Here is a 22,034-nt window from a genome sequence, read left to right on the forward strand (position 1 = left end):
GAAAATATGATGAATCCAGATTCAGTAAAAGAAAACCTTGAACGAGAAATCGGAGTACGTTCTCTCACTTTGGCGATTATCAACCAAACCATTGGTACAGGCATTTTTGTAATTCCGGCGCTTATAGCAGTAACACTAGGAGCAGCTGCAGTGGTCACTTATATCGTTTGCGGTATACTTATTTTTTTAATTGCTTTGTGTTTTGCTGAATTAGGTAGCAAAACGACTGCAAGCGGAGGAGTTTATGAATACATCGAAACTGCATTTGGTCCATATGCAGGTTTCTTAGCCAATAATATCTATTGGTTTGGGGCATGTGTAATTTCAGATGCAGCAATTGCTAATGCGTTAGCTGACACGTTGAAATATTTTTTTCCTTCACTTAACAATGAGATCTTTAGAATAGCCTTCTTTATTTTAATCTTTGGTGGGATTGCACTACTCAATATTAGAAGTGTAAAAAACGGAATTCGTTTCATTGAGTTTACAGCATTTGGAAAACTTATTCCGTTACTGATCTTAGTAATTGTTGGAGCAAGTTTTATTTCAAGAGAAAACTTAAACTGGACCATTACTCCTACTGTCGACAATATAGGGTCAGCATCTCTTCTTTTGTTTTTCGCCTTTATGGGATTTGAAACACCCCTTAGCAACGGTGGCGAGATAAAGAATCCAAAGAGGACGGTACCGCTCGGAATATTTTTAGGAATCGCCTGTGTTTTGATCATTTATTTGGCTATTCAGATGGTTACACAAGGAGTACTTGGAGGAACAATTGCTGCACATCAAGATGCTCCATTAGCCGCAGTAGCAGGCATTGTTTTCGGTAAAGGTGGAATAATATTGATAACTATTGCCACAGTCATATCCATGCTTGGCGCATTAGGCGGTGAAATATTATCAGTGCCTCGTATCCTCTTTGCTGGCGCAAGAGATGGCTTGATGCCAAAAGCACTATCCAATATACATCCCCGATTTAATACCCCTTATATTGCTATTTTATTTTATGCATCATTAGGACTTTTGTTTGCAATTTTCGGTGGGTTCAAGCAACTTGCTATCATAGCAAGTGCTTCAGCACTCATCATTTATTTGGGAGCTGTATTAGCCACTTTAAAACTTAGGAAAGCTGGTTCACCGCCATCCGAAAAAACTTTTAAGGTTCCAGGAGGCTTTACAATACCCTTACTTGCAATGTCTGTTATTGTATGGCTACTTGCCAATTTATCAGGACAAGAGCTATTAAGTATGGTGATTTTTATTGTTACATTTTCCTTTATTTACTTTTTGATGAAAGTGTTAAAGAAAATGTATTGATGTTCTACGCATCTTTAGTGACGGGATAGTAGGAATGCACAAACAGCGCACCCAAATCACTACCTTTTTTTAGCTAACAAATGCATTGTTTAAACAAAAATCACTAAATGAAGTTAATGCACAGAAAAGAGGACAATAATTATCCAATGATTGATAGATTATTATGTCTTAGCAACAGACAACGTTAGCACAGTTTTATAAAAATATACTTTAAATGAATGCAACCATATCGGTACTTTTGGCTGTTTATAACACGCCCATTTGGTATGTAAAGAGGGCTATTGAATCTGTCTTAAATCAAGATTTTAAAGACTTTGAGTTGATTGTTATTGATGATGGAAGTGATGAAGAACATAGAATTCAAATTCTTGAATATGTTTCACTGCACTTAAATAAAATCACCTACTTATATCATAAAAATCTGGGGCAATCCGCTTCAATAAATAGAGGAGTGCAACACAGTAATGGAAGTTATATCACTATTATTGACTCAGATGATGAGTTTAAAACAAATCATTTGAGCAGCTGCTTGCAAGAAATGCCTTTTTACGATTTAATAGCATCAACAGCTGAGACTGTTGCAGATAGCGTAAAAGATTTTTTTGTACCGGATAAAAATAGTTATAATGAATTAATTCATGTGGATGATTGCATATTGTTTGCTACGTTATTTGGTAAAAAAGAAATCTTTAAAAAGTATCAATTTAAAAGTATGTATGCAGCTGATGCCGAGTTTTTTGAGCGGGTTTCTGCAGCATACAAAGTAAATAAAGTTGATTTGCGTACCTATATTTATTATCGAAATATTCCAACAAGTATCAGTGCAACTTTAAAAACCAAAATTCTAAAAAGTCAGAATGGCTAAAATTTCAAATCAACCAAGTATTAAGAATCAACTTATTTTAGGCTGCCATATCACAGGTGTTTTTGATGTTAATCGGAGAGAAACTTTGCCTCCTGATGAATACCCCTTAATAGAAAAATGGGCTACTTCAATTAAAAAAAATAATTTAAAAGGTATTCTATTTCACAATAATTTTTCTGAAGCCAGTATAAAACAACATACATCAACAAATTTAGAATTTGTATCAATTATTTACAATGAACAATTCACTCCAAACGTATTTAGATACTTTGCTTATTTGGAATATGTAAAAAAAAACCAAGAGTCAATTGACTCTTTTTTTGTTACCGATGTTTCAGATGTCGAGGTGATAAACAATCCTTTTATTACAACTCTTTTTGCTGAAAACCCTAAAGCAATTTTTTGTGGTGATGAAGATAAAAATTTAGATGATGAATGGATGCATGACCACAATACTCATTTTAGAGATTCTGTACCCGGTTTTGAAAATTTTGAAACTAACTTTAAAGATTCTATTTTGCTGAATTGTGGAATCATTGGCGGCAAAACTGATATAATGATTAATTTTTTAGAAGCTTTATGTGAGTTTCATCATGTTTACAATAACAATAATAGGACACAATATACGGGCGATATGGGAGGATTCAATTTTATTTGTAGAACGAAATTTAATTTAAATTTAATTCACAGTGCACCTGTAAATACTATGTTTAAAAAATATGAAAATGAGAATTTTAATTGTTGGTTTAGACATAAGTGATCTACGTACAATATTAATTTTTTAAGTTTTGCAATGCCCCTCTAACTCCTTAAATACTTGGACAAGATTAGCAAATTAAAAAAAGAAAAATTTTAAAGGCAAATAGACTTGGATTAATTAAACTTTTCTGCTTTATCTAAAGCCATTAATTAATCCTCAAGCTACATAATTAAACATTTCTAGAGCAGTTCCTGGAGCAGAATTGAAGTGGAATAATTATTGCATTGTTTTTCAAAACTATCATGGTAATCTTGGTAAAAAACGATGAATTTATTCAAAATCTATTCAAACAACCCCCCCCCCCCCCCCCCCCCCCCCCCCCCCCCCCCCCCCCCCCCCCCCCCCCCCCCCCCCCCCCCCCCCCCCCCCCCCCCCCCCCCCCCCCCCCCCCCCCCCCCCCCCCCCCCCCCCCCCCCCCCCCCCCCCCCCCCCCCCCCCCCCACCCGGGAGAGCTAACCAAGAGAATTCAAATAATTTACCTTACTGCTGTGCTCTTGGTGCAGGCCTAATAGTGCTTCAATTCATTAACCCGCATACAGGACACTTTCACTCCCTAATTAATAAATGTTTTATAATACATCATTACTGTCTCTGCTTTTACCTACTTTTATAAAAGAGTTTGCCATTCGTGGCACACATAAGGTATTGACTTTGATTTTAACAAGACACCGCAATAACCAATTAAGTAAAACTTTTAAACAGTATAAAGATGAAAAGTAAAGTACTAGGAAACCTGACAGCATTAATTTTAATTATTCTACCATTTTTATTAGGAATACTCTTAGGAAAACATTCCCCTTATTTAGAGACAAACAGTTTTAGCACTTATCTAATTATTTGGACTGTTATTTCAGTGGTTCTTGCTTCGGGTGCCGCACTGTTGTTGAAGTCTAACTCTAAGCCATTGAGTTTAACTCTTTTTTTACTAGTTTGTCCAATAGTAGGAATAATTGGTTTTGCAGCACCACCTGACCTAAGCCTTAAAATGCTTGAACATCCCGAGCTAGAGCATTTAAGGTATATTTTTCTCTTCATAGCAGCAATACTTTTTGGCGTATTTGGTCTACTTCTATTTAGGAGTAATACCCTTAAAATTGGAAAATCAACTAAGGTTTTAATGATCGTGTTATTTGCCCTTGCCTTTTCCGAATTTATTTGGGAGTTCACTCATCACTACTTTTATCCGGAAGCATTGAAGGAATGGGTAACCCAAGGTAAGAATGCAGAAGAATTTGGTAAAAATTATGACACTGTAAATTTTATTAATATTGGAGTATTGGGGAGAATTATTCAGTTCTCATTGGTAATTTGGCTTTCATTGTATCTATATAAGTTGAGACAAATCAAAATCTGGAGTCCAATTATATCTTTTATATTTGCCTTATTGGGTATCGTTTCCGCAATAGTAGTCTTCATCACTCAAATGAATATTCCAAAAGGATTTGAAGTTTTATTTCTATTCTTTATTCCAGGAATGCCATTTTTATTATTGTACTGGTTAGGTGTAGCAATCATGACAAAAACTAAGAAAAGCGAAATTAATACATAAAAAACCAACAGACAATCGAGTAGGCAGCCTCTCCAGCTGCTCAGATATCTGCGCCAACCTTGCCACTCTGCATACGAGCGCTGTGCTCCTCCTATTCGAAAAATAGATTTACTAAATCAATTTGGTCACGGGGACATACTTGAACTTCATTAGCTTGAACGAATATGATGATAGTATTCATGCATGGGGATATACTCACTAGCTGTCAAGCAATTTACAATTACTGTAGTATGGATTATGGAGCTTAGGCAATATTTTAATATTACTCAATATTTTTTTATTGTTTATCAATAAATATTTGTTATGTTTGCATCATAATTCTAAACTTAATAATAATGTCAAAAACAAACAACTTCGTATTTTGGGGCTTATATATTGTGGCTTGGTTAATTTTTGTCGGTTTATCCATTGAAGCTGGAGGCCTGTTTGTCAATTTTATTATCAGTCTATTCAGACCTGAATTTATCCAAAATCTATATCAGAAGTTGGACTTAACTGAAATGTATCAAAACAGTAAGTTAGCCTTTTTCGGAATTTATAGCTTTATACTAACCATTTCAGTCTTAAAAGCTTGCCTATTTTATGCAGTTGTTAAACTAATGCACAAAATGGATTTATCAAAACCATTCAGCGCTTTTGTTGCCAGGCAAATTTCACAAATTAGTTATTTTACTCTTTCCATAGGCTTATTAAGTTACATTGGCAGACAGTTAGTTAACAGCTTAATGCATCACGGATTTGTTCCCGACAACTTAAACCAATTTTGGTCAGATAGCGAAGCTTTCATACTAATGGCAGCAGTGATCTATATTATCGCAATTATTTTCAATAAAGGAGTAGATATTCAAACCGAAAACGAATTAACCGTCTAAGCTATGGCAATAATTGTAAACCTGGATGTAATGATGGCAAGAAGAAAGATGTCCCTCAATGAACTTTCGGAAAAAGTGGAATTAACACTTTCTAATCTCTCAATCTTAAAAACCGGCAAAGCAAAGGCGATACGTTTTAGCACTTTAGATGCTATATGCAAAGCGCTCAATTGCCAGCCGGCAGATATACTTGAATATGTAGAAGATACTAAAAATTAATTTAATGAAAGTACTATATATATGTGCCCTATTTTTTTGGTGCAATTATTTTGCTCAGGCTCAAAAAAGTGAAAGTATTTCGATAGGGAAAAAAGAAAATTATTATTCACAGGTACTGAAAGAAAATAGAAAGATTTGGATTTATACCCCAGACATTACTTCTCAGCTTTCATCTCCTGATAAGCGATATCCGGTGTTGTATTTGTTAGATGGCGAAGCTCATTTCTTTTCAACGATTGGTATAATCCAACAACTTAGCCAGGCAAATGGAAATGGCGTGTTGCCCGAAATGATTGTGGTTGCTATTGAAAACACCAATAGAGTTAAGGATTTATCACCTCTTCCCGATCTCAATAATACTAATCCATTTATTGATTTCTTATCCACCGAATTATTACCGTACATAGACAAGAATTACAATACCGCTCCGTACAAATTGTTAGTTGGTCACTCTTTAGGCGGGCTAACCTCAATAGATGTGCTAACTAAATTTCCTAAATTATTTAATGCTTACATCGCTATTGACCCAAGTATGTGGTACAATAATGAGGTGCATTTAAAAAACACTATAGCCCAATTCCCAAATCAAAATATGAATGGAAATAGGCTATTTGTTGGAACGGCTAATACAATGCCTCAAAATATGACTTTATCACAACTCAAAACTGATACTTCAATAGAAACTCTGCATATCCGGTCTATCTTTGGTTTAATTGATTTTTTGAAAACAAATACAAATGGGTTAGCATATTCGAATAAATATTATGAAAAAGAAAATCACAACTCGGTGCCACTTTTAAGTGAGTACGATGGATTAAAGTTCATTTTTGACTTCTATCAAGTGAATTTAACCGAAAAAGATTTTATAGATTCCACTGCATTAATTGCTTCAACATTAAAAACACATTATGCAGAAGTCACAAAAAAAATGGGTTATAAGAACGCCGCACCGGAAACCTTCATTAATTACCTGGCATATGATGCATTGGGCAAAAATCATTTCGAAAAAGCAAGTGCACTATTTAATTTAAATGCAGAATGGTATCCAGAAAGCAATAATGTATACGATTCGTATGCAGACTATTATTTAGTAATTAAAGACACCACTAATGCCATCACAAATTACAAAAAAGCATTGCAGATAAATAATAGTGAATCAACTCTTGGAAAATTAAATAAGATTTCCAAATCAGACAAAAATGGATTCACAATTGAATACTTACAGCGATATGCTGGAGTTTATACTTTAATTGACTTTAACCTTGATATGAAATTAGAGATGCGAAACGACAGATTATGGGCTATTGTTCCAGGAATTGAGGATAGTGAATTTCTACCAATTTCTGAAAATATATTCACAGTCAAAGGACAACATGGATATACCATTACTTTTAAAATGGAGGATAACAAACCAATAGGATTTACATCAGTGCAGCCAAATGGGACTTTTGAAGCCATCTCTAAAAAATTAAAATAAATTACCGGCAAGACGATTCAGACAAAAATTAAATTGTAAAGTAGAACACAATGGAAACAAATAAAAAGAAAAAATCACTTTTCAAAAGTATTATAAAGAACTTAATAGTTGCCATCGGAATCGTTTTATTAATATTTATAATCTGGAGTTTAATTCCCTTAAAACAAACCGTCAACCCAATAAAACCAAGGCAAGATACTGAGTATTGGATGATGAAAGAGGGTTACAAGATTGCTTATACAAAGATTTCTGGAGATTCCTCAGGATCAAAACCAGCTATTGTATTCCTTCATGGCGGACCTGGGGGCTACATTCATTCAGCAATAATAGAGCTGATGAAGGAAGTTTCAAAGAACGGTTATGATATTTATTTGTACGACCAGATCGGTTCTGGCCTGTCTGACCGACTGCCAAAGCCACGAGACTATTCTTTTGAACGGCACCTGCATGACCTTAATGAAATTATAGAAAATCAAATCAAAGAGAAAAAGATAATCTTAATTGGGCACTCTTATGGTGGAATATTAGCAACACATTTTGCAGCTAATCATCCTGACAAAATAAGTAAATTAATCCTATCTTCACCAGGAGACTTGCAACCATACAGAACCAAACCTGATGGCACTATGGCAGACATGAATAAACTTTATCCTATCCCATCTCAATATAAATTTAAAGCACCATTAGAAGTATTTGAACAAACGGAAAGGGATTTCTTACAACCCAGAATTATTATGTCAATGTTTTGCGCATTGACGTTTAATTTTAAATGGGCAAGTGATAAAGAATTTGATGATTATACTAATACCATGGCATCAAAATTTACAAAAGGTATGGTTGCTGATCCTAAAAACGTTAAACCGGAAGAAGGTGGTGCAGGTGGTTATTCACATGGATTTAGCAATTTTTATGGTAATCTTCCTGATGTGAGATCAAATTTAAAACAATTAAATATTCCTACACTTGTGCTTCAAGGGCAATATGACCAGGGTGAATATGCATCCGTATATGAATATGCCGATCTATTGAGAGGCAAATATGTATTCGTAGAAAATGCAGGGCACATCATTTGGTGGGATAAAGGTGAAGAATTTGTTGACACAATATCGAATTTTATAAATGATTCAACCGGAAAGTAAAGGTTGAGTGCGCAATTAATTGATACAAAAAAACACAATAATGAATATTAATAAGAAGTTATTATTTGATTATGAAAATGTACAGATAAATATTAAAATCAAACTCTCAGCGCTATGGACATCTGTTACACTTTGTTATTTATATGGAGATTACTTTGAGCTATATGTTCCCAATAAAACGAAGGGTCTTGTAGATGGGACAAATCTGCTTGATAGCCCAATGAAGCTATTTTCAGCATCTTTACTGCTAGCTATTCCGGCACTTATGGTTTTTCTTTCCATCATTTTAAAACCTAAAATAAACAGGCAACTTAATATCGTGTTTGGAATATTTTATACAGCAATTATGATTTTAATCGCCATAACTTCTATTACACCGTGGAGAACTTTTTATGTGTTTCTGGCCATAGTAGAAAGTGTTATTACTTCTCTAATAGTATTTTACGCATGGAAATGGCCAAAAATAAGTATATAACCATAAACATCAAACTTCAAACCTCTATTATTAGATAAAAATTTTAATTAAAAGCAGCATGGATTATTCGAACAAAAAAACTGCCAGGATCGCGGGAATATTGTATTTAATAGTAGTACTTACCGGAATGTTTAGCTTAGCATATGTTCCTAAAACACTTATCAATTGGGAAGATCCGGCCTTCACATTTAATAAAATTGTAGCCTCAGAATTTTTGTTTAAACTCGGAATTTACAGCAGTATAATTTGCTATACAGCATTCGTTTTTTTACCAATAGTATTACATCAGTTGTTAAAACAAGTAAATGAATTCTATGCTAAAATGATGGCCATTTTAGCCCTGATCAGTGTTCCTATATCATTCTTAAATTTGCAGCATAAATTTGCAATTCTTACTTTAATAAGTAAAAGCGACTTTTTAAAAATTTACTCTTTGGAGCAATTACAGAGTCAGGTGATGTTGCACCTTAATGAATATGAACATGGTATATCTTTAGTATCAGTTTTTTGGGGGCTTTGGTTGCTTCCTTTTGGATACTTAGTTTATAAATCAGGATTTATTCCAAAAATTCTAGGCATCTTATTAATGCTTGGTTGTTTCGGTTATTTAATCAATTTTACAGGCAATTTATTGATAAAAAACTATCTTGAGCTAGGTATAGCGACATTGGTCAGACTCCCTGCAAGCCTCGGTGAAATAGGAACTTGTTTGTGGCTTGTGATCATTGGAACAAAAAATAAATTGACAACTTAGCGATAATAACATCAAACATTGTCGTTGGACTTCATCTTTTATTATCTTGTTATTTTACAAACAGCCTTCTTGTTATTTTCCTGCACGTTTCTTTTCTTGAAACGCTTAATTTATTTATCTTACAGAGATATTTAAGAATTATTCAGTCTAATGAAGATTTTGTAAGAATTAGCATTAGAAATAGAGCAATACCTGGAAATTCACTTAAAAATACAAAAAATGAAAAGAACAATTTTAATCATTATTGGATTTGTTGCTACATTTGGAATAGGATTTTACTCCAATACTGTTAGTGCAAACATATCAGTAAAAGGAAACACAGCATTAATTAACACAAAAAAGCAAAGTAACTTGAAATTAGGAGCATTTTCAATCAGTCTTAGTGTAAAGGATCTAATGTCATCAAAAAAGTTTTACGAAAAATTAGGTTTCAATACATTTGCAGGAAGTATGGAGCAGAACTATCTCATAATGAAAAACGAGAATGCACTAATTGGACTTTTTCAGGGTATGTTTCAAGGCAATATATTGACTTTCAATCCGGGATGGGACGAGAATGCAAGCAACTTAGAAAACTTTGACGACATTCGTAAAATTCAAAGCCAACTAAAAAATAATGGGCTAACTTTAACCAGCGAAGCTGACGAAAAAACAAAAGGCCCTGCAAGTCTTATGCTAACAGACCCTGATGGCAATGTGATTTTATTAGACCAGCATCGTTAATATAAAAAGCATATGAAAGCAGACGGCAAAACAGTACAGGAAATTTTGGCCAACCTTCCGGCGGAAAGAGCAGAACAATTCAATAAGTTGCACCGCGTAATTGTTGAGAACCTTCCGATAGGGTTTGAACCGTCCATTAGCTATGGTGGACTTGGATATGTTGTTCCTCATGCTCTTTATCCCTCAGGGTATCATTGTAAACCAAGTGAGCCTTTACCTTTTGCAGGAATTTCTTCTCAAAAAAATTCTATTAATTTTTACCATATGGGGATTTATTCCAACCCAAATTTATATGAATGGTTTGTAAATGAATATCAAAAACATAGTAAACTAAAACTTGACATGGGCAAAAGTTGTGTTAGGTTTAAGAAAATTGATGAAATTCCATATGATCTTATCGGTGAATTGATGAAAAAGATGAGTGTAGAAGAATGGATAAATATTTATGAGTCTAATTTAAAGAAAGGAAAAGCGAACAGCTGACAGATTTTACTTGTAAAATAGGGTTTCTGACTTATATTATAATTTCTGTGCAGTATTAAGCTCAGTGACGGCAATTTCAAACTTGAGAAAATTCGAATTTAAATTGATGCCAAGTGTGAAATTGATTTGCATCACTTCTATTCGCTCATTGCACATAGGGAAGGTTTTTAAAACATTCAATGAAACAATCAATATGAAAAAGATAGTATTTGCATTAGTTATAGCATTCACCTTATTAGGGTGTGGCAGACCACCTTTAGACAAACCGGCAATAAATAATTTAAAATCAGAAAGTCTACAAGTTGGACAGCAGGATACAATTTTCAATTTTACAGATAGATTTCCTAATAATGCTCAAATAGCTTTTGCCTTAATTAAAGATGGACAAACAACCTATTATGGAATAATGCGCAAAAATGACAATTTAACTACAATTCATAATAGTGATAAAGCATTTGAAATTGGTTCTATAACCAAAGTCTTTACTGCTACCATTCTAGCAAACTTGGTTATGGATGGAAGATTGAAATTGGACGATAGGATTAATGCAAAATTTGATTATCCTTTCAATAAAAACATTGAATTTACTTATAAGGAATTAGCGAATCATACTTCAGGTTTGCCGAGGCTTCCTTCCAACATGCGTTTTGCAGCCATCTTCAATCCATCAGACCCTTACAAGAATTATGATGATAAAAAACTTGATGATTACTTAAAAAACGATGTTTCTTTAGACTACCCCAAAGGGAGTAAAAGCGAGTATTCAAATTTAGGAATGGGTCTTGTAGCTTACACCATGAGAAAGGCTTCAGGGCGTAGTTTTGAAGAACTAGCCAAAGAAATGATTTTCGATAAATATAAAATGACACATTCTAGTTCAGATAAAACTAAAGTTGCTGATATTTTGGTTGAAGGACTAAATGACCGTGGTAAGCCGACAGCAAATTGGACTCCCGGCGCTCTCATAGGCGCTGGTGGAATTTATTCTACAGTTGAAGATTTATCAAAATTTGCATTAGCTCAGTTTGACAGCACTAATAAGGAACTAGCCCTTACACGAATTAAAACATACAAGGAAACAGATACGAGAGATGTAGGATTGGGTTGGTTTATAATTAATAAAAAAAGTGGCGCCAAATGGTATTGGCACAATGGCGGAACAGGCGGATATTCAACTTCTATGGCGATTGATGTTGAACACAAAAATGGAGTAATAATTTTGGCAAATGTCTCATCTTATCACAGCCAATTTGAAAAAATTGATAAACTTTGTTTTGCTTTGATGAAGACATTAGAAATAAAAGGTGAATAACAATAAAACCCTAAGAATGATCTTTGTTTGGCTTGAAAAGCAATTTAAACCTTGTGCCTTTTAGTTAAGACTATTGGATTGGATTGGATTAAATTAATACAATTCATTCTAAAAGAATCAAAAGAAGTAACCTTAAAGGAAAATTATTTTTATATATTTAGGTGCGCTGCATGTGGAAAGGATCCAAAACAAATTCTAGATATATTTAGGTGCATGGTACTTAGTTGAAACTATAGTTTTATGAAAATAAAATTCTTTCTACTGACCTTCTTAGTTCTTTTCTCAAGAGGATGCGACTTCTACTCTACCAGTCTTTGGTTTTTTGACAATCCTACAGGTGAAACAAATCCATTGTACCGATATTTTGGTGTAGGTTGGTCAGGTTTGATTTTTACTAATGTAATAATTGTTGGGCTAATTATTTATGCATTTTACTATTATTCATTTAAGTATTCACATTTAATGAAGGTATCGAAACCAGAGAAACTGACTGACTTTGTTTCAGAAATGTATTTTAATGAAAAAGGGCGCTTTCTTGAAATTTTTTATACAACCCCAAAAAACAAAAATATGCTTTTGGCACATGCCGGATATGTGTTAATACGATTCGTAATTTTCGCAAGTTTTTTAGCTACCATTCATAATCTTTGCCAATTCTATAATGTTGCTATTTACAATTCATATAGAGAAATAGTGCAAAGACCACGTTTTGTTATTTATGGACTGATGATATTATCGCTCTTTTATTTTACTTATAGATTATGGCGTAGAGAATATAAGTTGAGTATTAATAGTTTTTAAGAAGATAATTAACCTATCTATAATCAAATGTCCCCTTCAACTCTCCAATCATCACATCAAATTCCCCCGGTTCTGTAACTCTTTTTAACTGAGCATTCACGAATTCAAGATCTTCAGCATTCAAATCGAAAGTAACAGTCTTTTTTTCACCGGCCTTCAGTTCGATCTTTTGGAAGGCACGAAGTCGTCTGACACTCGGCGCGATGGAAGCGTATTGATCATGTGTGTATAACTCAACTGAATGTTTTCCTTGCTTTGTGCCAGTGTTTTGAACAGTGACACTGACTTTGATGGTTGTATTTGCGGACATCTTATTATCAGATAGCTTCAGATCGCTGTATTCAAAGGTAGTATAACTCAACCCGAACCCAAATGCAAATAGCGGATCATAACCTGTTCCTACATTATTATTAAAGACCTCTCTGATTGTTTCTGTGAAAATATGGTCGTATAACACAATATCTCCTGGGTATTTTGGATAGGAAAAGGGCAAAATTCCGCTGGGATTATTATCACCCATGATAGTCGAAACGATTGCCTTCGCTCCCCCACTTCCCGACCAGTAAGCCAATAAAATCGCGTCCATTTCATTGACCATATCTGTGATAAATAAAGGTCGACCTTGGTTCAATACTACAATTACAGGCTTCCCACTCGATTTTGCTGCTCTAATTAGTTCTTTCTGTTCTGTCGGCATATCTAACGTAAAAATATTCCCCGGGCTTTCAGCATAAGCATTCTCCCCAAGACACAACACGACAGCATCCACATTCTGCGCTGCATCTCTTAAAGCTTTGACTTCAAAATTTGCTGGATCATCATAGCCTATTCCGGAAGTTGTAATTACATTCTCCCTTCCAATTTTTTGTTGAAATGCCTCCAGAATAGTTAATTCTGACTCAGGATACCACTTTTCATCCTTTCCCTGCCAGGTATAACTCCAGGCGCCGTTTAATGCAGCCTTGCTCTGAGCTGATGGTCCTGCAACTAGGATTTTTATGCCAGGTTTTAAGGGCAAAATATTGTTCGTATTTTTTAATAAAGTCGTAGCTTCAGCTGCTGCCTCGAAAGCAAAATCCTTATATTCAGGTTTGCCAAACTGCCCTATTGCCTCCTTTTCAGGATAGGGATTGGCAAATAGTCCAACATTATATTTCATTGTGAGGATTCTGCGGACAGCCTCGTCAATTCTTTCCATAGAAACCAATTTCTTATTGACTGCTTCCAAAAGTAAAGTTGCAAAGGAAAAGTCATAAGGCACCATGCTCATATCCACACCTGCGTTGACGCCAATAACTACCGCATCCAAGGGCGATGATGCCACTTTGTGCCATGTATACAATCTTTTGATGTCTTCCCAATCAGAAACGGCAACACCCTTGAATCCAAGCTCCTTTCGCAGCACATCTGTTAATAAATATTTATCACCATGTGTCGGAACACCATTGATCAAAGATGAATTAATCATGACTGATGATGCACCACTTGCAACCGCGTCTCTGAATTGTGGCAAATAATGTTCTCGTAATTCTATTTCGGGAATGTAAGCCGGAGTTCGATCTTTACCATTTCGTGGGTTAGAATAGCCCATGTAATGTTTCATACAACTGGCTACCGAAGTTGTTTTGCCAAGTCCATCCTCTTCATAACCTTTTACAGCTGCCGATCCCATGACCTTGCCAATGTAGGTATCTTCCCCATAAGATTCAGGAAATCTGGACCAATAAACCTGTCTTCCGCAATCCAGCATAGGCCCGAAATTCCATCTTACACCACTGGCCCTCAACTCTGCTGCTGTTATCTTCGCAGCCTTTTTAGCAATGCCAATATTTCGACTTGCTGCTATTGCAATATTTTGTGGAAATAAGGTTGATTCCAAAGTATATGTTTGTCCATGAATGGCATCCAAACCATAAATAATCGGAATCTCTAACCTCGATTTCATGGCCTCGTCTTGAATCGCAGTAAGCATTCTGTGCCATTCAGCTACCGACATGGCATGTTGGTCAACATTTAAAATTGAGCCAATGTGGTATTTCTGAATTGCTTCCTTTAATTTAACTGCGTCAGTTTCCCCTTCTTTTCCGTTGCCTACCGCACCTATGGTGACTTGGGTCATCTGCCCTATTTTTTCTTCAATCGTCATTTTTTTCAAAAGCGATTCTACTTCAGCTGCATGATTTTGAGAGGTCCCTGTGGAAGCTAATCCTGCCATTAATAAAAATGTTATTAAATGTTTCATATAGTTATTTCTTTGCTTTTTAATCTATTAATTAATTCCAGGCACATTCTGGCATTATGGTAAGGGCATTTCCAAAAGCCTGCTTTATCCTGATTCGCCATCGGAAGATAGTCTTCGCCTATTCCCCAAAACCATTCCCCTGTTGGGTTGATCATTTTTTCTTTGATAAATGTCCAATTATTTTTACAATAATTTAAATATTTATTATCTGAAGTTAATTGATACGCATTCATGGCACCAATAACAAACTCTGACTGTGGCCACCAATGTTTTTCCTTGACGAATGCTCCTGAATTAATTTCTTTTTCATACCAGAGTCCACCATCCGCATCAATGGCAGAAATGGAGGAGTCCATTAATTTAATTGCAACCTCCTTGTATACTTCAATCAATTTATCATCCTCAACTATTTCGGCGCACCTAAGCAACAACCATGAGGCTTCCACATCATGACCATAGGAAATTACATCCGTATGATCCTGCCATTTATTATCAAAAAATAACTTTAAATGTCCGGATTTATGGTCTATAAATTTTTCATTAATTAAATATAGAATTGATATAATTTCGCTTTTCAACTCTTCATCAGCCCAGGATTCATATAAATTGGCGAAAGCCTCAACGATGTGCAAATGGGTATTCATAGTTTTCTGAACGTTGACATCTTTATCGCTCAACCGCAAGTCTGATAGTTCTTTCCAATCGGCAGAAAAAGCCTCTGTATAACCACCATTGACAAGATCTTTGCTCTTTTCTACGATCAGATGATATATTTCTATCGCTAAATCTAATGCATTTTGATCATGCGAAATGGTATAATATTCGCTCAATCCATAGATCACAAATGTTTGAGAATAAATGTGTTTTTTACCGTCAATTACTTTCCCATCAGGACTTAATAACCAATAGAAACCTTTATTTAATTTGTCATAAAAATAGGTAATTAAATATTGGTAAGCTCTTTGTGCCAGTTCAAAATGGGTTTGATTTTTGGTTTGCTTGTATGCCGCAGAAAAAGTCCATAAAATCCGTGCATTCAAGATAAGCCCTTTACTGGCCTCATAATTCCTGACATTATTCTCATCGATTTGCCCAATAAATCCCCCATTTATTTCGTCAACTGAGTTTTGTTCCCAGAAACTCAAAATATTATCTAATTCCGCCTCAAATTCTTCTGATAAAATATTCAATAGAATTAAATTAATTTGTAACAAAAGTTGAATTATTTAAGTTTTGCCAGTTAATAAACAAAGGTAGATGGCTGATTTTAGAAGGTAGATGGTCGTTTGTAAACTGATTCATAAAAACTTTTTATTGATTTAGAAGTCAAAAGGTTCAATTTTTTGAAGGAACACCATCTAACATCTACCCCGCCTTCGCTATACCTTTGTCGGACAAGCTTCTAAAATCTAACATATTTAATTCTAATTATTCTTTAGAAGAAACAAATTCGCCGGCCGGAACTTTAATTGAATCATTTACTGCTTCGTTTTTCTCATCCAAATAGAGTTCATTGGCATCGATAAGTGCGTTAATTGATAAAACAGATTCCTTGGAAGAGAATTTATCTTCAGGTGTATTTATTACATAATCACACAATCTCTCTATAGTTGAAGTCGCCACATGCATTCTCGAATCAGAAGAAGCGTAATAAATGTAAACACTTCCATCATCATCGGATATCCAACCACTGCTAAATAATACGTTACTCACATCTCCTACCCTTTCATCCCCCTCAGGTGCCATGAAATATCCACCTGGTTTATGAATTATTTTAGAAAGGTCTTGTAGATCTGTCATAAAGAGATATAACACGTATCTAAGTCCGGCTGCTGTATTTCGAACGCCATGCGCCAGATGCAACCAACCTTTTTCTGTCTTAATTGGTGCCGGACCCAGTCCATTTTTTGCCTCATTGATTGTATGATAAATTCTACTATCAACGACTTTTTGGTCCACAACAATAGCAGGATTTATTTTTTCAGATAATCCAAAGGCTATACCACCACCGGAGCCAGGATCTATAAAACCATCCTGCGGGCGGGTATAAAAGGCGTATTTACCATTTACAAATTCCGGATGCAAAACAACATTTCGCTGTTGGGAAGAAGAAGTAGTCAAGTCTTCTAATCTCTCCCACTCTACAAGGTCTTTAGTGCGCACGATGCCACATTGAGCCACAGCAGATGAAGTATCAGATGGTGGAACATCAGTTTTCTTTCTTTCCGTGCAAAAAACACCATATATCCATCCATCTTCATGCTCGATGAGTCGCATGTCATAAATATTGGCATCAGTAACATCTGATTCCGGGATTGAAATCGGTCGATTCCAAAACTCAAATTTATCAATGCCATTAGGGCTTTCGGCAATTGCAAAAAAAGATTTTCTGTCATTTCCTTCTACTCTCGCCACCATCAAATATTTTCCATTAAATTTAATGGCGCCTGCATTAAATACAGCATTAACTCCAATTCTTTCCATAAGAAATGGGTTGGTCACCGGATTCAGATCATACTTCCAATGAAGAGGTGTATGTTCCGAAGTTAATACCGGGTATTTAAATCTGTTGAAAATGCCATTTCCAATCTCAGCTCTTTCATTATTTCTATTAATCAACTTTTCATAACGTTCCTGAAGAGCAACCAATCTATCCTGAAATTCTTTATTTTTCATAATATTTAAATTATTAATCTTCTAATTTATTCCACCATGTGCGTTTCAAAATAACGGCAATAATTGCAATCAAAATGATAACTATAAGTAGAGGTAACTTCATCCATAATATGATGTACATAGGCAGTAATGTTAAACAGCATTGGACAATTATGCCCAAAACGACATTGAACATATCCAGTTTGAATCTTTTATTGGGTACAAATTCAGGATCTTCCTCCATGACCATGGAGTGCACAGGTCGCCAAAAACCCCAAGGTTTGACTGTTTTATAAAAACTTATAAGTGTTTCCTTTTCGACCGGCGGAGCTGTATAAGTGCCCACAACTGCTCCAATCACAGATATTAGAAACAATAAAGGCCAAACGTATAAAGGCAAAGTATCAGGGAAAATAAGAGGGAAGCACAATGCTGCAGCGATACCACTTGCCATACCCCAGAAAAAACCGTTTGCATTAAATCTCCACCAATACCATTTAAACATATTCGAGGCGATATAGCCGCCGTATAAGGCTCCTACGATCCATTGAAGAATGCTGTTGACATCTTTGGCAAAAAAACCAAGTATTATACCCAATAATACGACCACGACTCCGGACAAATAATTCATCCTCATTATCTGATTGGTAGAAGCATCTTTTTTGAAATATTTCAGATAAATATCGTTGACGATGTATGCCTGAGCAGCATTGAGGGTTCCTGAGAAAGTACCCATAAAAGCACCGAGTAATCCTGTAAAAACCAAACCAAGAATTCCGACAGGAAGAAATTGATTCACCACAGCTGGAAGTACTTTTTCGAAGTCCATTTTGCCGGCTGCGTCAGCGACGTTGATTTTATCAAAATACAAGAGCCCCAGAACAGTTAGCCCGGTGACCATCGTATATCGCACCGGTAGCAATACGATCGATACAAAACCTGTCATCTTACTGGCTTCTTTTGGAGATCTGGTAGATAGTATTTTTTGCATATCATAATTGGGTGCAGGACCTGCCAAACTTGCAAAGACGCCTTTGAATAACATCATCATAAAAAAGATGCTAAAAAGACCGAAATTGTCATCCTTTATTTTTTGATTCACCTGTGGAATAATATTAGACCAATCCAGGTTCAGGTCTTTTCCAAAGAAAGGATTTGCCCAGTCTAAAGGCACATTGAGCGCGTTTACTCCATCATGCAAATGAGTCATAGCGATGTATCCGATAGACAAGCAAGCCGCAGTCATGATGATATATTTGATCACATCACCCATGACGATGCTATGCAACCCACCAATCACTGAATAAAAAGTGGCAAATAAGGTGAAAATTATTCCATAGAAATGGGCGACATATGGAGCCGGAATATTAAAAGGAATGTAGGGGCTAACGATATCCCATGGAATGAAAATCTCGATAAATTTGCCCAATCCGATAAAACCATAAGCGAGGAACCCCAGACAACTTATTAATGCAAAGGCTACGACCACCGCATGTGAGCCGACTATCCCCTTACCTATGCGTCCAAATCTGGTCACAAGCCATTCTGCTCCGGTATTAGCATTCGATCTTCTGAGCCATTTACTTAGAAACATCATCAAAAATATCTGATTAAAAACAGGCCATAACCAAGGGATCCAAACACTTTTTAATCCATAAACGAAACAAAGAGAAACCATCCACATCGTGCCACTTATGTCAAACATATCACTGGCATCACTAAGTCCCAGCATGTACCAGGGCAGTTTCTTTTTGCCCATGAGGTAGGAATCTTTGCTCTCTCTCGCCTTCAGACGATAGTACCAACCGAGGCAGACCATACCGACCAGATAGATTAAAACCATTGAAATATCGATCCAACTTAATTTCATCTCTTCTTCGTTTGAATTGTAAAGTTGAAAGTGTTTCAATTCAGATTCAAAAAAGGATTCTTTTTTGTCATATAATTTCTTAAAATCTGCTGCTGAAACCTGTTCACGATATGGTGCATAATAATGCATGTGGCCTGTTTCTTTCACTAAGCCATGATTTCTCCACAAGAGGACGTAGGACACATTACTACCGGACATGATATTATCCAGTACTTTAGTCCACCAGTCAGCTTGTGGAATTGCTTCATAACCCGCTTCCGCCATTGCTGTCAATTTATGATGGATAGCAGCAACTTTGTTCATAATGGCAAATCGTTTCCTGCATATTTGGACAAAATCATCACTTGTAATCCCATCTTTCTGGTAAAGATCGAAACTGATAATATCAGCATACGCATCACCAGGATAGTATTCCATCAGGCCATTTTGATCGTCATAATCTGCAACATTGTAACAGTATATCAGATTGTGCAAACCCTTTTCATTCTTCAGATAATCCACTGTAAATCTCCATAACTGAATAAAATCTTCTTTAGTATTGGCATGCTTGCACCACCAAAACCAATTGCCTGTGAGTTCGTGAAATGGTCGAAATATTACTGGGATCATTTCACCTTTTGGACCTTTTAATGTGGACAAAAAAGTAGCTGCTTTATCGAGATATGTCTTATATTTTTCATGGAAAGGGCCACCAGGTAGCATTTTCTTTAAACTCAAAGTTGCAGTATCCCATGAATGAAGATCAGTCACAGGATTGACCATATGCCATGAAAAAGTGATCACTCCGCCTCGATCATATCCTTGCCTGACGTAAGCTTGGATCTTTTCGAAAGGAATGCCATTGATGTCTTTTTTGCTATCTAGTTCTAGGCCGGCAAGATCCCATCCATAGAGTCCCGGATAGTCACCCACTGCATCTTTTATATCACTCCTACCCTCTTCATAGCGCCAGTTGACACCATATGCCAGGTCGTCCTGATGGCCGATGATGTATCCTTTTTTTGAAATATTTTGTAGATTATTGTATAATGCTTTTGTTTCTTTTGTAGGGTTTTTGTCAATTAATTCAAATGTCTTGCTTTGTGAAAAACAAATTCCACAATTCAATAAATATGTCAGTAAAATGATGCTGCGGAATATCATTCCTATTTATTTTGATATTTTGTGATGACATTCCAAGTGGAAGTATCGGAGTCGAAAACTGAATATAGGCCTTGCTCTTCCATAGGAGGATCTCCCATGTAGTCATCACCTTCTTTCCAAAAATTTTGATTTTTAATTGGTCTGGCCTGACCGCCAAATGCCCAGAAATTGATGCCTCTTAATGGACTTTTATCTTTTATTCCATTCTTCCATTTATTCAGAATCTCATCGTAGAATTTGTCTCTAATTGAAGTCTTTTCATCAGGTGAAAAAGAATTATTATCTCTTGGATACCCAAACTCTTCAAGGACTAAGGGCTTACCTAATTCTTTCATTACATCAGAATGACTGTCAATATAAGATTTGGTGAGTTCAAGTACTTGTGCGAATTGTCCCTCATCATGCAGTTCTTTATACCATGACCAGTTGCGAGGCCAGATATGGATGGTCGCATAATCGATATTTTTATCACTATGAATTTTCTTGAAAGTTTCGATGTTTTCAGTCCCTATTTCACCTTCTACGCCAATAGTTACTAAATGTTTCGAATCAATCTTCTTAATTTCAGCTGCCACATCACTTATCCATTTAATATAATCCGCCAGTGCTGCTGGCCGCATTGGACGTGGTTCATTGGCCAGTTGCCACGCCATAATCGTGCCGTCGTCTTTATAAATTTGACCAGTGACAGTATTCTTTCGATTGATAATGCTGAGGACTTGATCAAGATATTGTTCCTTGCAGGGAGCGCAAGAATAAAATTTACTAACAACATCCCGAAGGCTATCCCAGCTCAATTTTGCTTGAAAATCTTCCTCCGTAACTTGATTATTCCAACGCAAGTATTGTAAAAACCCACCACTCCAATCCCAGTTATTACTGAAAAAGAGAACTGCTTTCATTTTACGTTTTGACATTTCAGACAATAAAAGGTCAAGACCTTTTAAATTGTCCGCCTGGAAAACACCAGGAGCTGATTGATATACAGGGCCGACCCTGGGGACACCTTGCAACAAACCTTCACCTTCGACTGCAGCAACTATTCGCAGATTTTTTATTCCTTTTGAAACCAAAAAATCCAGTTCAGAGCTTAGACGCTTTATTCCTCGTTGTTCATCTTTTTGAAAATACAAGGATGGCCCATACCAATAATTAGTCCCTATATAAGTATAGTCCTTTCCATTTATCTCAAAATTGGTTTTATTTATTTTCACAAAATCATCCTGATCTTTGCTACAACTAATTACAACAATCGAAATAAATAAACTAAGAATTATATTATGCCTTAAGTACATCTTTGCTGGGTTTTCGGGATTAACAATTACTATTTATAAATTAATTAAACATCAAAAAAAATTATTTCCATTAATTAAATAAG

Annotated in this window: 19 protein-coding genes; 14 read left to right on the forward strand and 5 right to left on the reverse strand. The window is 35.6% G+C overall.

Features of this window, described 5'->3' with window-relative positions; genetic code table 11:
* Positions 1–6 precede the first annotated feature (6 nt).
* The 14 genes from IPI15_RS11905 (at position 7) to IPI15_RS11970 (ending at position 12,746) form a co-directional block, all read left to right on the forward strand.
* The gene (locus IPI15_RS11905) at positions 7–1,317 is read left to right on the forward strand and encodes an APC family permease (protein WP_287420450.1); all 1,311 of its coding nucleotides are present in this window, start codon (positions 7–9) and stop codon (positions 1,315–1,317) included.
* Positions 1,318–1,531: 214 nt separating this feature from the next.
* Entirely contained in the window at positions 1,532–2,182 is a 651-nt protein-coding gene (locus IPI15_RS11910; RefSeq protein WP_287403854.1) for a glycosyltransferase family 2 protein, read from the forward strand.
* Positions 2,175–2,942: a hypothetical protein gene (locus IPI15_RS11915; RefSeq protein WP_287420451.1), complete on the forward strand. Its 768-nt coding sequence runs from the start codon at positions 2,175–2,177 to the stop codon at positions 2,940–2,942. Before IPI15_RS11910 ends, IPI15_RS11915 begins: the two co-directional genes overlap by 8 nt.
* Positions 2,943–3,651: 709 nt before the next feature.
* The gene (locus tag IPI15_RS11920) at positions 3,652–4,491 is read left to right on the forward strand and encodes a hypothetical protein (RefSeq protein WP_287420452.1); all 840 of its coding nucleotides are present in this window, start codon (positions 3,652–3,654) and stop codon (positions 4,489–4,491) included.
* Positions 4,492–4,826: 335 nt separating this feature from the next.
* The gene (locus tag IPI15_RS11925) at positions 4,827–5,363 is read left to right on the forward strand and encodes a DUF2975 domain-containing protein (RefSeq protein ID WP_287403848.1); all 537 of its coding nucleotides are present in this window, start codon (positions 4,827–4,829) and stop codon (positions 5,361–5,363) included.
* 3 nt (positions 5,364–5,366) lie between these two features.
* Positions 5,367–5,582: a helix-turn-helix domain-containing protein gene (locus IPI15_RS11930; RefSeq protein ID WP_287403846.1), complete on the forward strand. Its 216-nt coding sequence runs from the start codon at positions 5,367–5,369 to the stop codon at positions 5,580–5,582.
* Positions 5,583–5,586: 4 nt separating this feature from the next.
* Complete coding sequence (locus tag IPI15_RS11935) at positions 5,587–7,059, forward strand: alpha/beta hydrolase-fold protein (RefSeq protein ID WP_287420454.1); 1,473 nt, start codon at positions 5,587–5,589, stop codon at positions 7,057–7,059.
* Positions 7,060–7,109: 50 nt separating this feature from the next.
* Entirely contained in the window at positions 7,110–8,198 is a 1,089-nt protein-coding gene (locus tag IPI15_RS11940) for an alpha/beta hydrolase (protein WP_287420456.1), read from the forward strand.
* 40 nt (positions 8,199–8,238) lie between these two features.
* Positions 8,239–8,673 carry a DUF6326 family protein gene (locus IPI15_RS11945; protein ID WP_287420458.1) on the forward strand — a complete coding sequence of 145 codons (435 nt, stop codon included), beginning with the start codon at positions 8,239–8,241 and terminating at the stop codon, positions 8,671–8,673.
* A gap of 58 nt (positions 8,674–8,731) precedes the next feature.
* Entirely contained in the window at positions 8,732–9,427 is a 696-nt protein-coding gene (locus IPI15_RS11950) for a DUF4386 domain-containing protein (protein WP_287420459.1), read from the forward strand.
* A gap of 351 nt (positions 9,428–9,778) precedes the next feature.
* Positions 9,779–10,150, forward strand: coding sequence for a VOC family protein (locus tag IPI15_RS11955; RefSeq protein WP_353845304.1), 372 nt, complete (start codon positions 9,779–9,781; stop codon positions 10,148–10,150).
* Between the two features lie 12 nt (positions 10,151–10,162).
* On the forward strand, positions 10,163–10,633 hold the full coding sequence (locus tag IPI15_RS11960) for a DUF1801 domain-containing protein (RefSeq protein ID WP_287420462.1): 471 nt from the start codon (positions 10,163–10,165) through the stop codon (positions 10,631–10,633).
* 193 nt (positions 10,634–10,826) lie between these two features.
* Positions 10,827–11,945: a serine hydrolase domain-containing protein gene (locus IPI15_RS11965; protein ID WP_287420464.1), complete on the forward strand. Its 1,119-nt coding sequence runs from the start codon at positions 10,827–10,829 to the stop codon at positions 11,943–11,945.
* A 240-nt stretch (positions 11,946–12,185) separates the two neighbouring features.
* Positions 12,186–12,746 (forward strand): hypothetical protein, encoded by a 561-nt coding sequence (locus tag IPI15_RS11970; protein ID WP_287420465.1) that lies wholly within the window; start codon positions 12,186–12,188, stop codon positions 12,744–12,746.
* Between the two features lie 13 nt (positions 12,747–12,759).
* On the opposite strand, the gene IPI15_RS11975 is transcribed toward IPI15_RS11970, so the two are convergent.
* The 5 genes from IPI15_RS11975 to IPI15_RS11995 all read right to left on the reverse strand — a co-directional run bounded on the left by IPI15_RS11975 (position 12,760) and on the right by IPI15_RS11995 (position 21,951).
* Positions 12,760–14,988 (reverse strand): glycoside hydrolase family 3 N-terminal domain-containing protein, encoded by a 2,229-nt coding sequence (locus IPI15_RS11975; protein ID WP_287420467.1) that lies wholly within the window; start codon positions 14,986–14,988, stop codon positions 12,760–12,762.
* On the reverse strand, positions 14,985–16,178 hold the full coding sequence (locus IPI15_RS11980) for an AGE family epimerase/isomerase (RefSeq protein WP_287420469.1): 1,194 nt from the start codon (positions 16,176–16,178) through the stop codon (positions 14,985–14,987). Before IPI15_RS11980 ends, IPI15_RS11975 begins: the two co-directional genes overlap by 4 nt.
* A gap of 238 nt (positions 16,179–16,416) precedes the next feature.
* Positions 16,417–17,664 carry a glycoside hydrolase family 130 protein gene (locus tag IPI15_RS11985; RefSeq protein ID WP_287420471.1) on the reverse strand — a complete coding sequence of 416 codons (1,248 nt, stop codon included), beginning with the start codon at positions 17,662–17,664 and terminating at the stop codon, positions 16,417–16,419.
* 13 nt (positions 17,665–17,677) lie between these two features.
* Positions 17,678–20,656: a sodium:solute symporter family transporter gene (locus IPI15_RS11990; protein WP_287420473.1), complete on the reverse strand. Its 2,979-nt coding sequence runs from the start codon at positions 20,654–20,656 to the stop codon at positions 17,678–17,680.
* A 2-nt stretch (positions 20,657–20,658) separates the two neighbouring features.
* Positions 20,659–21,951 carry a glycoside hydrolase 5 family protein gene (locus IPI15_RS11995; protein ID WP_287420474.1) on the reverse strand — a complete coding sequence of 431 codons (1,293 nt, stop codon included), beginning with the start codon at positions 21,949–21,951 and terminating at the stop codon, positions 20,659–20,661.
* Between the last annotated feature and the right edge of the window lie 83 nt (positions 21,952–22,034).

It is taken from the genome of Candidatus Brachybacter algidus (genome assembly GCF_016707225.1).
Lineage (GTDB): Bacteria > Bacteroidota > Bacteroidia > Chitinophagales > Saprospiraceae > Parvibacillus > Parvibacillus algidus.

Bases quoted from the DNA above. Each gene is read 5' to 3' on its own strand.
- IPI15_RS11995 (WP_287420474.1), bottom strand. From the start codon at position 21,951: ATGTACTTAAGGCATAATATAATTCTTAGTTTATTTATTTCGATTGTT.
- IPI15_RS11920 (WP_287420452.1), top strand. From the start codon at position 3,652: ATGAAAAGTAAAGTACTAGGAAACCTGACAGCATTAATTTTAATTATT.
- IPI15_RS11905 (WP_287420450.1), top strand. From the start codon at position 7: ATGATGAATCCAGATTCAGTAAAAGAAAACCTTGAACGAGAAATCGGA.
- IPI15_RS11965 (WP_287420464.1), top strand. From the start codon at position 10,827: ATGAAAAAGATAGTATTTGCATTAGTTATAGCATTCACCTTATTAGGG.
- IPI15_RS11950 (WP_287420459.1), top strand. From the start codon at position 8,732: ATGGATTATTCGAACAAAAAAACTGCCAGGATCGCGGGAATATTGTAT.
- IPI15_RS11990 (WP_287420473.1), bottom strand. From the start codon at position 20,656: ATGATATTCCGCAGCATCATTTTACTGACATATTTATTGAATTGTGGA.
- IPI15_RS11960 (WP_287420462.1), top strand. From the start codon at position 10,163: ATGAAAGCAGACGGCAAAACAGTACAGGAAATTTTGGCCAACCTTCCG.
- IPI15_RS11940 (WP_287420456.1), top strand. From the start codon at position 7,110: ATGGAAACAAATAAAAAGAAAAAATCACTTTTCAAAAGTATTATAAAG.
- IPI15_RS11975 (WP_287420467.1), bottom strand. From the start codon at position 14,988: ATGAAACATTTAATAACATTTTTATTAATGGCAGGATTAGCTTCCACA.
- IPI15_RS11915 (WP_287420451.1), top strand. From the start codon at position 2,175: ATGGCTAAAATTTCAAATCAACCAAGTATTAAGAATCAACTTATTTTA.
- IPI15_RS11985 (WP_287420471.1), bottom strand. From the start codon at position 17,664: ATGAAAAATAAAGAATTTCAGGATAGATTGGTTGCTCTTCAGGAACGT.
- IPI15_RS11910 (WP_287403854.1), top strand. From the start codon at position 1,532: ATGAATGCAACCATATCGGTACTTTTGGCTGTTTATAACACGCCCATT.
- IPI15_RS11925 (WP_287403848.1), top strand. From the start codon at position 4,827: ATGTCAAAAACAAACAACTTCGTATTTTGGGGCTTATATATTGTGGCT.
- IPI15_RS11930 (WP_287403846.1), top strand. From the start codon at position 5,367: ATGGCAATAATTGTAAACCTGGATGTAATGATGGCAAGAAGAAAGATG.
- IPI15_RS11945 (WP_287420458.1), top strand. From the start codon at position 8,239: ATGAATATTAATAAGAAGTTATTATTTGATTATGAAAATGTACAGATA.
- IPI15_RS11935 (WP_287420454.1), top strand. From the start codon at position 5,587: ATGAAAGTACTATATATATGTGCCCTATTTTTTTGGTGCAATTATTTT.
- IPI15_RS11970 (WP_287420465.1), top strand. From the start codon at position 12,186: ATGAAAATAAAATTCTTTCTACTGACCTTCTTAGTTCTTTTCTCAAGA.